The following is a 14,130-nucleotide window of genomic DNA, read 5'->3' as shown; positions in this document are numbered from 1 at the left end:
AAAAAAGTCCCGCAGAGAAAGCACATGCAGACATGTGCCACCCCACGGGACATCTTCCTATCTTTCCATTTCACACTGCATTACAACGTTAGTAACACAATCTCACCTTACTCCACGGGCCAGCCGCTGGCAGTAATTTCTGAAGTCTCCGTCCTGATATACGTTGGCAGCGGCTCATTATGCAGCAGCCACAGCTCATGCAGTGCCCGCGTACATCCCACATACATCAGCTTGGCATCCCATGCTTTTTCCGCGTAATGCGCCCGATCTGCATCCGCCACCACCACCGCATCGAACTCAAGCCCCTTGGACAAATAAACAGGAAGCACGGAATAACCGCCCTGATACGTTCCTTTGCTGCCATCGATCAGATTCAGCATCGGCCACGCAGTAATGAATTGCTCATGCAGCTCTTGCGCTTCTCGCAAGGTTCGAGTGAGTATAGCGACCGTCCGATATTCCTTAGCGATGAGTGCCTCCATCGCCCGTTCCAAATCTCTCGTTCGGGATTTCGCCGAATCATAAGGAATCAGGCGAACGGTATCGCCGCTCCGGAATACCGGAACGGCAAGCAGATCACTGCTGACACCCTTCTCCAAAATGCCGTTCGCAAATTCGATGATCTCCATCGTGGAGCGATAACTGCGTGTAAGCGCAAAATAGGCTGTTTCCTCTTCCTTAAACAGGGAGCTCATCTCTTCCCACGCATGAACGCCGCGATAGGCATGAATGCCCTGCGACAAATCACCTAATATGGTGAAGGAATGTCCTCTGACGAACAGGTCCAGCACAGCCACCTGAAATGGCGAGAAATCCTGAGCCTCATCAATAACGATATGGTCAAAACGCTGCTCTCCGGTAATATCATTCAATAAACAGTGGAAATACAGCAAGGCAGGCAAATCCTCTTCGCGGACCACGTTTTTCTTCAGATCTTTACGCGTTGCGGCGAGCACCTCGGACGGAATCAGAGCGGATAGCTCTTCAAACCACGATCCGGTTGCCTTAACCGCCCCAAACAATTGTTTATATAATGAGACCGGCTCAAATTTCAGCCATCGGTTCCCGTAAGCCTTTTCTCGTTGAGCCGCTTTTTTCTTCCGTTCTTTCATCACGGCCGCTGACGGCGATTTCTTCAGCTCCATCTCGACCCAGCGGTGCAGCCTGGCCAGCAGCCGTTCCTTCCGCTTGGCCAGCGGGTACGGTTTATATTCCTGGTAGAACCATTCCGCGATCGTCTCCTGTTTCAGTACAGCCCCATCCCATGGAGAGAAGTCCCCGTCCGGAAGAGCCTCCGTTTCGATGGACTCCACGCAGCGCCGGATGATCTCCATCAGTCTCAATGAGCCTTTGTAGCGGCCGCTGACATTATCGTCAATATCCGGGGTACCCTGACCTGGCTCTGTCTCGAACCATTGATGAAGCGTCTGTGCATGATCATCCGAAGCGAGCTGAATATCGAGCAGCTCCGCTGCCCAATCGCCAAATGTGCGCTGCTGTATATCGCCGACTCCGAGCTCAGGCAGCACGTCGGATATGTAATCCAGAAACATCAGGTTGGGTGCGAATATGATCATTTTCTCCGCGGTTACCTGCTCCTTGTACTGATAGAGCAAATATGCCAGCCGATGCAGCGCCACCGTCGTTTTTCCGCTTCCCGCCACCCCTTGGATGATAAGTGCGGTATTTTTGGCAGCCCGGATGATTTTGTCCTGCTCGGCCTGAATCGTGGATACGATATCCCGCAGCCGGTTATCCTTGTTCTCCCCGAGACGGTAAACCAAAAACTCATCGGATACGGCAGGTCCGCCGCTTTCCCGATTGTACGTATCCGATACCCGTTCCAAAATTTGCTTTCGGATCACGACGTTGCGTTTTAAATAGACTAGCCCCTCGATGATTCCTTCGGGTGCTTCGAACGAAGCCGGGTCGGTACCGCCGGTAAACGAATAAAAAAGACTCGCGACCGGAGCTCGCCAATCAATCACCATCGGGTGATCCCCGGCATCTTCCTTATCGAAGCCAATCTTCCCGATGTAGAGCGGTTTCTTCGCTCCCGTTCCGCTCTCCTGAAAATCCAGCCTCCCGAAGTAAGGCTCCGGCAAACTTTTGGCGAGGGCCTGCCGTTTCTCTTCCCGTCCTGCTTCGAGCACCTGCTCCGTAAAATCATGGCCCGTGTATACCGGAATGCCGCGCAAACGTTCAAGCTGACGGTCAATTTCAACGATAACCTCGTTTAGTCTTGACTCTTCTTCTTGATAGGCACTTTGAAAAGATTCTGACACTTTCAGTTACCTCCTAAGAAACATATTTTTTTCGCATCGAAGTCTGGCTTTAAGGGCCGTGACACAAAAAGGAGTTTCATTGTAGCACAACTGGCCCGGATATACTAGCAAAGCTCTGTCATAGGAATTTTAATGTTTGGGTTTGTTGTCCTGATCGCTTTCGTCCGCAGAAAAAACGCAGCGTCCTTTGACGCTGCGTCTGGTTAACCACGCTCAACTTTGCCGAAAGGCCGTTCTTACTCCATGCCTTCCGTTTACCTATCGTTTTCTCGAGCCGAGTTTAATTTTGTCCGGATGCCTCGTTACAACGAAACGCCGCCTTTTTCAAGCAGTTCTTTCACCGTTACGCTCACCATAATCAGTCCGGCCACAGGCGGAACGAATGCATTGCTTGCCGGAGGCTGCTTCGCTTTCCGGATTTCAGGAGCATTCTCGGGTACAATCTTCTCCGTAACGTCCTGGCGGGGCTTCATCGGCTCCTCTAGTGAGAAAACAACCTTGACCCCTTTCTTGATGCCGTCTTTGCGCAGCTTGGTGCGTACAATACGGGCAATCGGATCCATGGACGTTTTGGAGATGTCAGCTACCTGGAACTTCGTGGGGTCCATTTTGTTGGCTGCCCCCATGCTGGAGATGATCGGAATACCGCGCCGCAGGCATTCCTTGATCAGATGTACTTTATAAATAATCGTATCCGACGCATCAATCACATAATCCAGATCGAATTTAAACAACTCTTCATACGTCTCTTCGGTGTAGAACATGTTCAGGGCGATCGCTTCACATTCCGGATTGATCAGTTTGACACGTTCAACCATCAGGTCTGCTTTCTTCTGACCTACCGTGGTCGTTAAGGCATGGATCTGCCGATTGATGTTGGTGATATCCACCACGTCTTTGTCGATCAGAATGATACGGCCTACCCCGGAACGGGCGAGGGCTTCCACCGCAATGCCCCCCACGCCGCCGATACCCAGCACGGCTACCGTGCTGTTCTTCATCACTTCAAGGCCCTCAGGACCAATGGCTAATTCCGTACGGGAAAATTGGTGCAGCATAATTCAAGCAACCTCCTTTATCAAGAACAACGGACTTATTTCTCGTCGCCCGGCTTCTTGGCGAGTTTGATATGCAGCTGCTCCAGCTGTCCTCCGTCCACCTGGGAAGGAGCGTCCATCAACAGATCCGTTGCGCTTGCCGTTTTCGGGAACGCAATCGTTTCACGCAGGTTCGTGCGTCCGGCAAGCAGCATCACCAAACGGTCCAACCCGAAGGCGATTCCGCCGTGTGGAGGAGTACCGTATTCAAAGGCGTCCATAAGATAACCGAATTTGTCGTGCGCCACTTCCGGTGACATACCAAGAGCCGCAAACATTTTCTCTTGGATCTCGCGTTTGAATATCCGCATGGAACCGCCGCCTACTTCATATCCATTCAGAACGATGTCGTAAGCTTCCGCGCGCACGGCAAGCGGATCCGTATCCATCAATTCCAGATCTTCGTCTTTTGGACGGGTGAACGGATGATGCTCGGCCACATAACGCTTCGCCTCTTCATCATAGCTGAACAGCGGGAAGTCCAGCACCCAAGCAAACTTGTACTCGTTGTCGTTGATCAGGCCAAGCTGACGTCCGATTTTCAAGCGGAGCGCGCCAAGCACGTCGGCAACCACTTTTTTATTGTCTGCGGAGAACAGCAGCAAGTCGCCGTCTTCGGCTCCTGTGCGTTCCCTTACCGCTTCAATTTCCTGCTCGCTGAAGAATTTCACGATCGGCCCCTTGAACTCGCCTTCTTTCACTTGAATCCAAGCAAGACCCTTCGCTCCGTAACGGGCTGCATATGGCCCCAGATCATCAATTTCCTTACGTGTCCAAGTCCCGCAGCCTTTAGCGTTCAAACACTTGACTTCGCCGCCTTTTTCAATGACGGAAGAGAATACTTTGACGCCGCTGCTTGCAACGATATCGTTCATTTCGATCAATTCCATACCGAAGCGGAGATCCGGCTTGTCGGAGCCGTATTTACCCATCGCATCAGCATAACTGATACGCTGGAATGGTGTTGCAAGCTCAACGCCGATGGTTTCCTTGAACAGCTTCACCATCAGCTGCTCCATCATGTTCAGCAGGTCGTCGCGCTCCATGAAGGACGTCTCGATGTCGACCTGGGTAAATTCGGGCTGACGGTCAGCCCGCAAGTCTTCGTCACGGAAGCAGCGTGCAATTTGGTAGTAACGTTCAAGCCCGCTCACCATAAGGAGCTGCTTATAAATTTGTGGAGATTGCGGAAGCGCAAAGAATTCACCTGCGTGTACGCGGCTCGGTACGAGATAGTCGCGTGCGCCTTCCGGGGAGCTCTTGGTCAGAATTGGCGTCTCCACGTCCACGAAGCCCTCGTCATCGAGGAAGTCGCGGAATACTTTCGACGCTTTGGAGCGCAGCATCAGCGTTTTTTGCATCTCTGGACGACGAAGGTCCAGATAGCGATACTTCAAACGAAGCTGCTCATCCACTTCCACGCCGTCTTCGATAAAGAACGGAGGCGTTTTGGCTGCATTCAGCACTTCAATGCTTGTCACTTGAACTTCGATTTCGCCAGTAGGCAAATTCGGGTTGAACGTTTCTGGATCACGCTTTACGACTTTACCGGATACGGCCACCACGAATTCGCTGCGGACCTTATCGGCAACAGCCAAAGCTTCGCCTGAGAAATCCGGGTTAAATACGATTTGCATGATGCCGCTCCGATCGCGAAGATCAATGAACAGCACGCCGCCCAAGTCGCGGCGGGTTTGTACCCAGCCGTTCAGTGTTACAGTTTCTCCAATGTTCGCGGTTGTCAGATGACCGCATTGATGCGTCCTTTTCATCGTTTATCATTCCCCTTTGCTATAATTAAGTCGCTTCATACGACGATTAAACCAATTCTTGAACCAGAGCGTCCAATCTAACCGTACGCTGCTCGCCGGTCTCCATCGACTTCAGTGCAATCTCTCCGCGCGCCAGTTCATCTTCACCCAAAATGGCGGTATAACGAGCTTGCAAACGGTCGGCGGACTTCATCTGGGCTTTCATTTTCCGGCCAAGGTAATCACGTTCGGCAGCTACGCCCTTGCTTCGCAGTTCGTAGATCAATTTGGCCACTTCCTGCTCAGCGGCTTCACCCAGCGCCACCAGATAGACATCCAGCGGCTTGGCTGCCGACAGATTAACCCCTTGGTGTTCCAGAATCAATTGGATTCGCTCAAGACCAATCCCGAACCCGATGCCAGGCTGATCCGGTCCGCCGATCTGATCGACCAGTCCGTTGAACCGCCCTCCGCCGCCTACCGTATCAATCGCGCCGATGCCCTGGGCCTTGAATTCAAATGCGGTATGCGTATAATAGTCCAATCCCCGAACCAGTCTTGGATTGATTTCATACTCGATGCCCATCGCATCCAGGTACCCTTTCACTTTCTCAAAGTGCGTGCTGCATTCCTCGTCCAGGCTGTCCAGAATCGAAGGCGCATCATCGAACTTCCCTTGGTCCTTCTTGCAGTCCAACACGCGCAGCGGGTTGCGTTCCATGCGCGACTGGCAATCCGAGCATAGGTTCTCTTTCATCGGTTCCAGGAAAGCTAGCAGCGCACTGCGGTAAGCCGCCCGTACCTCAGGCGTCCCTACAGAGTTAATCTCTGCTTTTACCCCGTTCAGCCCAAGCTCCTTGTAGAAGCTGTATCCCAGCGCAATCACCTCGGCATCGATAGCCGGATCTGCCGTCCCGAACACCTCGACGCCGAACTGATGGAATTGACGGTAACGTCCCGCCTGTGGACGCTCGTAGCGGAACATGGGACCCATGTAATACAGCTTCGTGACGTCAGGCTCTCCATACAGCTTGTTTTGCACATATGCCCGCACGACGCCTGCCGTTCCTTCCGGACGTAGGGTCATGCTGCGATCCCCTTTATCCTTGAACGTATACATTTCCTTCTCTACGATGTCGGTGGTTTCGCCCACCCCGCGTTCGAACAACTCGGTCTGCTCAAAGATCGGTGTGCGAATTTCGCGGTAGTTGTATCTTCGGCACAAATCGCGTGCCTTCTCCTCGATAAACTGCCATTTCTCGACGGCACCTGGCAGGATGTCCTGCGTGCCTGTCGGTTTCTCGAACTTCTCGTTTGCCATCTTCATCCCTCCACGTCCTATGACATCTTCACCCTTGGAACATGTCCATTGCCTTGATCTGGTTCACTTCTTGAAACTAACTTAGAACTAACTATGGAAAAACTCCTGGGGAGTCATTTCGCAATAAGCCGTGAAAACTAAAAAATCTCCCGCCCCGCTGTCCTAAGACAACAGGGACGAGAGATCGTTATATAATCACCCGTGGTACCACCCACATTCCGGCGTTGACACACCTTTAATCAGTGCGTTCAATCATCCGCTTCATCCGTATAACGCCCGGCCGCGCAGTTCGGCTACTGTCTATCCCACCGGTTAACCGGTGCTTGCTTCGCCGTCTGTTCTCGGGGAGGTCATTCGTCCACTCATCAAGCGAATCCTTACAGCCAAGGGATTCTTCTCTGGTCTTGTGGGGATGGAGTACTTGTTCCCGTCATGAAATCTGTTATTGATAAATATAGTATACCCAAAACATTATATTTTTAGATTCTAAATGAACTACCACACTAAAGTCAAGAAACTTTGTTGAAATTGCCCGAAAAAAGAAAAAAACCTACAAACCACGTTGTAGGTCCAAAACATATATTATATAAAAAAGGGGGTCATGCTGTTATTATAAACAGGGAATATTAAAGAAACATTGAACAAACATTACAGTTATGTTACAAGCAAGAAAGCGCTTTTAATATTATAACCAAAAAAGGCTGCTCCATCAGCGGAACAGCCCTTTTGCGTTCCCAGGTAAGCTCCCCGGGAATGATGATCTTCCATCTTCTAAAAGGGAAATAACGCGCTGCTAGCTTCTTCGCTAATTAGTCAAATCGCTCCACATAAGCGTTATTCGCCCGCAAATCATGTACGATCTGATCGTAATCCTCGTCCCTTACCTTAACGGACAGCGTATATCTCAGATCATCATAGTCCCGGTCCGTTACGTCTGCTTCGCGCCACGTGTCGCCCAGTGTGTCATCGCCGTGCGGTCGATCTTGCGCTATATCGCGGCTGTCATTGGCGTCACGGGAGCCCACGATGACTCCGGGAGCCCCCACGACTCCGCCGGGTGCTCCCATCGTTGTAGCCCCAGCAGTCGCTCCACCCGTGCCGGAATTGCCCCACGGCACCAGCGGCACGAGGATGTTGCCTCCGCCTCGAACCGAATCCTGAAGCTGTCCCACCTCCAGCTGCTCCGTGTTGTACGTTAACAGCCTCGTCCTTGCGCCTTCAGCGTCGTCTTCCGTTCTGAAATAAGCTTGAATTTGTCTAGACATGTCCATTCCTCCTTTTTTTCAACCCAAGTGTTTGAAAGACCGGTATAACATGGACAACCATACAGCATGCAGCTGCTTTCTTCTTACAGTGCCTTTAACAGCTCACGCACAAAGGCCGGCTCGTCTTTCGGCGTCCGGGACGTAATCAAGTTACGATCCACGACGACTTCCTCATCCTTGAAGTTAGCGCCGGCATTTACCATATCATCCTGAAGCGGAGGATAGGAAGTGATCGTGCGTCCCTTCAGCAGGTCGGCACTTGCCAGAATTTGCGGCCCGTGGCATATCGAGGCAATTGGTTTGCCTGCCTTGTCCGCTGCTGCAACAAACTGCAATATATGGGAATCCAGACGCAAATTTTCCGGGGAAGAGCCGCCTGGAATAACCACCGCATCATAATCGTTTATATTGACGTCGGCAATGGCTTTATCCGTTGTATACGATGCCTTGCCTTGTTTACCCTTAACCTCTTGTCCTTGCTTCAACCCAATAATATCAGCTTGATGCCCCGCTTCCTTCACGGCATCATAAGGAGTTTTCATCTCGGAATCTTCGAATTGGTCAGCTAGTAGAAATGCAACTTTACTCATCTGGCATGTCTCCTTTCATGATTGTCCTCGATTTGTTATTACCCTGGAATGTCCTTTTTATAACAGCGGAATGGACGGAAGCCCTGCGATCTGCACCATTCAGGTACATGGTCATGATAGGGGGGCTGTGGGACTCACAACTTATGAAGAAGAGCCTGAGAATATTCTCAGGCTCTTTCATGAAGTCACCAGAAGTGACACACGATCCTATTGGGTCCTACGATCTCGGCAGCTGCTTCCGCATATGTCCCTTTATGCTGATGAGCTGTACAGGATCTTCCGAAGCTGCAACCATGCGCTCTGTGCTCGCTGCTTCCCTAATGTCTCCGGACCCGACCATCGTGGGCAAACTGCTCCATATCGAAAATTTGGGAGGTTGGCGCATAGCAAACACGGCTCCTTTTTTTGTGTGAATGCCTCACAAGCATTTGTTCACTCAGGATGCCCCATCTCTCCAATATGATGCATGCTGCCCGTCTTTTTAGCCGCTTATGATCTGCTGTCAATGATCAGGGTTACCGGTCCCCAATTCGTTAGCGACACGTCCATCATGGCTCCGAACACCCCGGTCTCAACCTGCAACCCCTTCGCTATGAGCTCGCGGTTAAACGCTTCATACAATGCATTCGCTTCATCCGGTTTGGCGGCGGCCATGAAATTCGGGCGTTTTCCCTTGCGGGTGTCACCATAAAGTGTAAACTGGGATACCGACAGAATGGCTCCGCCCACGTCCTGGACGCTAAAATTCATTTTTCCATCCTCGTCCTCAAAAATGCGCAGCCCCGCAACCTTCTCGGCAAGGTATTTGGCATCCTTCTCTTCATCCTCGTGCGTCACACCGACCAGCACCATCAATCCCGCTTCAATCTGGCCAACGATTTCATTGTCAACCGTGACTTGCGCATGCTTACATCTTTGAATAACCACTCTCATTGTGTTTAGCTCCTTTTTTTCCATAAGAAAAATGTCTATCGATGTACTCTCTAAGAAGACAGACCGCGTTTATCGGTAGTTTTTCTTGCGATATCAGGCAGACAGATCCTCCGAAGTTTATACGCTGACATCTTAAAAAAAATGTCTATCGATGTACTCTCTAAGAAGACAGACCGCGTTTATCGGTAGTTTTTCTTGCGATATCAGGCAGACAGATCCTCCGAAGTTTATACTCTGATATCTTAAGAAAAATGTCTATCGATGTGCTCTCTAAGAAGACAGACCGCGTTTATCGGTAGTTTTTCTTGCGATATCAGGCAGACAGATCCTCCGAAGTTTAGACACTGACATCTTAAAATAAAACGGCCTGTCTCCCGCAGGATAACAGACCGCATTCGTATAATCATCCCGAGACTGTACATGTCCATGAAACCCCGGAGTCCGTTAACCACGCTACCGTGCCATCACTTGCGTCACTGCATGATCCGATGAACGGTATATACATCCTTCACCCGCTTGATTCGCTCCACAACGGAATGGAGGTGATCCGTATTGCGGATCAAAATCGTCATGTGAATCATTGCCATTTTGTTCTTGTCAGATCGACCGGTCACAGCGGAAATATTCGTTTTGCTCTCTGAAACGGCCTGAAGAACTTCATTTAACAGTCCGTTGCGATCATGGCCCGTCACTTCGATATCGACGCTGTAGTTAGCCTCAACCGCCGTTTCCCATTCCACCTCGATGACGCGAGCGGCATCCTCGCCTTCACCCATGGACGGCAGATTGGCACAATCCGAACGATGAACCGATACGCCGCGTCCGCGGGTAACGTAACCGACAATATCATCGCCGGGTACGGGATTGCAGCATCTCGCGAAGCGCACCAGCAGATTATCAATCCCCTTCACGCGCACGCCGTTAGTCGGACGGCTTCGTTTCTCCGCCGGCTTGATTTCCTTCATCTCGGAGGTCAATTCAAGCTGATTCGCTTCCTCCTGCTCCTTACGGAGCTTCTCGGTCACTTTGGTACAGATTTGAGCGGCCGTGATCCCGCCAAAGCCAACCGCCGATAACATATCCTCGATATCATTAAAGGCGAATTTCTTGGCCGCCTCCATTAATTTATCATCGGTCGTCCATTCGGACACCTCAAGACCGAGGCGCTTGATTTCGCGCTCCAGCATATCGCGCCCCTTCTCCACATTCTCTTCCCGCTTCTCTTTCTTGAACCACTGCTTGATCTTACTGCGGGCATGGGAGGATTGGGCAATCTTCAACCAGTCCTGGCTCGGACCGTACGAATGTTTCGATGTTAAAATTTCCACGATATCGCCGGTCTTGAGTTGATGATCCAGCGGAACGATTCTGCCGTTGACCTTGGCACCAATCGTTCGATTTCCTACTTCAGTATGAATTCGGTAGGCAAAATCGAGAGGGACGGAGCCTGAAGGCAGCTCGATCACCTCGCCTTTTGGCGTAAACACAAAAACCAAATCGGAGAAAAAGTCCATCTTCAGAGATTCTACAAATTCCGAGGCATCCTTCGTCTCATGCTGCAGCTCCAATATTTCACGGAAGAACGTCATCTTGTTATCGAAGCTGCCTCCGGTGCCTGCGGAACCTTCTTTATAGGACCAGTGAGCCGCGATACCGTACTCTGCCGTACGATGCATCTCCCAGGTCCGGATCTGAACCTCTGTCGGTTCCCCATTCGGTCCGACCACCGTCGTATGAAGGGATTGATACATATTCGTTTTTGGCATGGCGATATAATCTTTGAAACGGCCAGGCATCGGCTTCCACAAGGTATGGATGATGCCAAGCGTAGCATAACAATCCTTGATATTGTCCACAATAATACGGATTGCAAGAAGATCATAAATTTCGTTGAATTGCTTGTTCTTCACCGTCATTTTCTTAAACACGCTGTAGATATGCTTCGGCCTGCCCGATAAGTCGGCTTGTATGCCCATCTCGTCGAGCTTCTCACGGATACAGACTATGACATTGTCGATATACTGCTCACGTTCAGCCCGCTTCTTGTGCATCAAATTCGCAATGCGGTAATACTGCTGCGGATTCAAGTAACGAAGCGCGATGTCCTCCATCTCCCACTTGATCGCGGAAATACCTAGACGATGAGCGATCGGACAAAAGATCTCTAGCGTTTCATAGGAAATACGGCGCTGGCTTTCCTCGGACTGATACTTAAGCGTGCGCATATTGTGAAGCCGATCCGCCAGCTTGATCACGATCACCCGGATGTCCCGGGCCATCGCGATAAACATTTTACGATAATTTTCGTTCTGCTGTTCTTCTTTGGATCGGAATTGGATACGTTCCAGTTTCGTTAAACCATCCACCAGCAGTGCGCAGGTATCCCCGAAGCGCTCACGGATCTGCTCGAGCGATACAGTTGTATCCTCAACGACATCATGAAGCAACGCAGCAATAATAGACAACGTGTCCATCTGCATATTCACCACGATGTCTGCAACCGCAAGCGGATGAAGAATATAAGGTTCTCCCGATTTCCGCACTTGTCCGTGGTGGGCTTGCTCCGCAAATTCATAAGCTTCCTGGATGCGGAGAAGATCGGGTTCTTTTATATAGGCGCTGGCCTTTTCGAGTAATCGCTCTATGCCCATTTTGGAGTCCTTCTCTTCCCTTTCTATATAAAATGGAACCCGCCCTTGTCAAAACGTGCAGGTTCCCTCGTGATTGTTTTCCTATCATTATGACGCTTGTGACGTTATACGTCAACATGTCGAGCGTTCAGACACTTATAGTATGCCCGTTTCCGGCTCGGAGACATCAAAACTTGACATGAAATGAATATTTTGACGAACTGTAAAAATTAATGTTGAAAAAACGAACGATTGTATTTAATCTATTAAAGATCGTACGCGAACGGTCCTATATTTAAAGTCCTAAGAGGAGTGAAATGGTTTGCAACGAGAAATTCAAGTAGATGAGAAACTTCCGTTTGGCCCAGGCTTTCTTCTGAGCCTGCAGCATTTGTTCGCCATGTTCGGAAGTACGGTGCTTGTACCGAACCTATTCGGCGTGGATCCCGGCATGATCCTGCTGATGAACGGCATCGGCACACTGCTCTACATTTTTTTATGTAAAGGGAAGATCCCGGCCTACCTCGGCTCAAGCTTTGCCTTTATCTCGCCGGTTCTGCTCGTGCTCGCCGACGATCCGGAAGCCAACTATAGCAAGGCACTGGGCGCCTTTATCGTAACAGGGATTATCTTCTGCCTGGTAGCTCTTATCGTTAAATATGCAGGAACCAAATGGATCGACTTTGTATTCCCGCCAGCGGTAATGGGTGCCATTATTGCCATGATCGGGCTTGAGCTTGTACCGGTTGCCGCAGGTATGGCCGGCTTCTTACCAGAAGAGGGACAATCCCTTGATCCTAAAATCATTACGATTTCACTCGTAACACTTGGCGTCACCGTACTCGGATCGATCCTGTTCCGCGGCTTCGCCAAAATCATTCACATTCTGATCGGAATTGTTGTCGGTTATGCTCTCTCCTTCGCGCTAGGCGTGGTAGACACCGAAAAAATCGCGAACGCGAAGTTCCTGTCGGCCCCGGAGCTGACAACCCCGGTTTTCGATAACGGAGCGATCTGGTCCATCATACCGGTAGCAATCGTTGTGATCGTTGAGCACATCGGCCACCTGCTGGTCACCAGCAATATCGTGGGCAAAGACCTCTCCAGAGACCCTGGCCTGCACCGCTCCCTTCTCGGTAACGGTATATCCACCATTCTGTCAGGATTCGTAGGCTCCACACCCAATACCACCTATGGTGAAAATATCGGGGTCATGGCACTCACAAAGGTATACTCGGTATTCGTAATTGCCGGAGCAGCCATTATTGCGATTCTGCTCTCCTTCTCCGGTACGTTCTCCGCCGTTGTAGCGAACATTCCTACACCTGTAATGGGCGGCGTATCTCTGTTGCTGTTCGGGGTTATCGCAGCTTCCGGTCTTCGGATCTTTGTTGAGCAAAGGGTCGATTTCTCCAAAGCAAGCAACATGATCCTGGCTACGCTGGTCCTGGTTACAGGGATTAGCGGCGTAACATTGAAGATTCCTAACACTACCATCGAGCTGAAGGGTATGGCCCTGGCTACCATCGTAGGTGTTCTCATGGCCCTTCTCTTCAAAGTCTTCGAGATTACCGGCCTCTCTAATGAAAAAAATGATGAGCCGCTCGTAGAAAAAACGCCGGATTGAAACGACAACTTGATTGCAAAATAGAAAAATGCCCTGAGCTGACTGCTCAGGGCATTTTATTATTTCCCGGGAAAATCAGGGAGAATGTTGTCGATTACTCGTATTGCATTAATGTAAATACATCGATTCCATCCAGCTTCGAACGGCCATTGAGATCAGCCAGCTCGATCATGAATGCAGCTCCAACAACGTTTCCGCCCAATTGACGAATGAGGTTAACCGAAGTCGCAATCGTGCCGCCTGTTGCAAGAAGATCATCCGCAATCAATACATTTTGACCCTTCTCGATTGCATCGGTATGCATCGCCAAGCGATCTTTACCATATTCGAGGTCATATCCCACTTCGATCGTTTCGTAGGGAAGCTTTCCGCTTTTGCGAATGGGCGCGAATCCTACCCCAAGAGCATAAGCCAGCGGTGCACCTACAACAAATCCACGGGCTTCGGGACCAGCTATCACATCAATTTTGAGATCGGATACCAAGACCTTCAATTCTTCGATGGCTTTGCGATACACCTCACCATTCTTGAGCAGTGTAGTAATATCTTTGAAGCTGATCCCCGCCTGCGGAAAATCGGGAATGACACGAATATAATCTTTAAAATCCAAAATAATCTCCTCCTGTATAGT

11 protein-coding genes are annotated in these 14,130 nt (G+C 50.4%); 1 reads left to right on the top strand and 10 read right to left on the bottom strand.

From position 1 onward, the window contains the following. Positions 1–107: 107 nt before the first annotated feature. From MKX98_RS08495 to MKX98_RS08455, 9 genes are all read right to left on the bottom strand, one after another. Entirely contained in the window at positions 108–2,285 is a 2,178-nt protein-coding gene (locus MKX98_RS08495; protein WP_339222567.1) for a UvrD-helicase domain-containing protein, read from the bottom strand. 302 nt (positions 2,286–2,587) lie between these two features. Continuing rightward, complete coding sequence (locus MKX98_RS08490) at positions 2,588–3,343, bottom strand: tRNA threonylcarbamoyladenosine dehydratase (protein WP_076320449.1); 756 nt, start codon at positions 3,341–3,343, stop codon at positions 2,588–2,590. 35 nt (positions 3,344–3,378) lie between these two features. Then, entirely contained in the window at positions 3,379–5,154 is a 1,776-nt protein-coding gene (gene aspS, locus MKX98_RS08485) for an aspartate--tRNA ligase (protein WP_194541509.1), read from the bottom strand. A gap of 46 nt (positions 5,155–5,200) precedes the next feature. Next, a complete protein-coding gene (gene hisS / locus MKX98_RS08480; RefSeq protein ID WP_220686131.1) occupies positions 5,201–6,454 on the bottom strand; it encodes a histidine--tRNA ligase in 1,254 nt (417 codons plus the stop codon). 809 nt (positions 6,455–7,263) lie between these two features. Continuing rightward, a complete protein-coding gene (locus MKX98_RS08475; protein ID WP_194541507.1) occupies positions 7,264–7,719 on the bottom strand; it encodes a hypothetical protein in 456 nt (151 codons plus the stop codon). Positions 7,720–7,802: 83 nt separating this feature from the next. Beyond that, a complete protein-coding gene (locus MKX98_RS08470; RefSeq protein ID WP_194541506.1) occupies positions 7,803–8,309 on the bottom strand; it encodes a type 1 glutamine amidotransferase domain-containing protein in 507 nt (168 codons plus the stop codon). A gap of 217 nt (positions 8,310–8,526) precedes the next feature. After that, the gene (locus MKX98_RS08465; protein WP_194541505.1) at positions 8,527–8,694 is read right to left on the bottom strand and encodes a hypothetical protein; all 168 of its coding nucleotides are present in this window, start codon (positions 8,692–8,694) and stop codon (positions 8,527–8,529) included. A 104-nt stretch (positions 8,695–8,798) separates the two neighbouring features. Beyond that, on the bottom strand, positions 8,799–9,242 hold the full coding sequence (gene dtd / locus MKX98_RS08460; RefSeq protein ID WP_194541504.1) for a D-aminoacyl-tRNA deacylase: 444 nt from the start codon (positions 9,240–9,242) through the stop codon (positions 8,799–8,801). Positions 9,243–9,715: 473 nt separating this feature from the next. Then, entirely contained in the window at positions 9,716–11,893 is a 2,178-nt protein-coding gene (locus MKX98_RS08455) for a bifunctional (p)ppGpp synthetase/guanosine-3',5'-bis(diphosphate) 3'-pyrophosphohydrolase (RefSeq protein WP_339222563.1), read from the bottom strand. Positions 11,894–12,194: 301 nt separating this feature from the next. Between MKX98_RS08455 and uraA the strand changes: the two genes are divergently transcribed. Beyond that, entirely contained in the window at positions 12,195–13,499 is a 1,305-nt protein-coding gene (gene uraA / locus MKX98_RS08450; RefSeq protein ID WP_339222561.1) for a uracil permease, read from the top strand. A 94-nt stretch (positions 13,500–13,593) separates the two neighbouring features. On the opposite strand, the gene MKX98_RS08445 is transcribed toward uraA, so the two are convergent. Continuing rightward, a complete protein-coding gene (locus MKX98_RS08445; RefSeq protein WP_071222758.1) occupies positions 13,594–14,109 on the bottom strand; it encodes an adenine phosphoribosyltransferase in 516 nt (171 codons plus the stop codon). Positions 14,110–14,130 lie beyond the last annotated feature (21 nt).

Source organism: Paenibacillus sp. FSL W7-1332, from assembly GCF_037969785.1.
GTDB lineage: Bacteria > Bacillota > Bacilli > Paenibacillales > Paenibacillaceae > Paenibacillus_AQ.
This window is presented reverse-complemented; position numbering and strand designations above follow the sequence as displayed.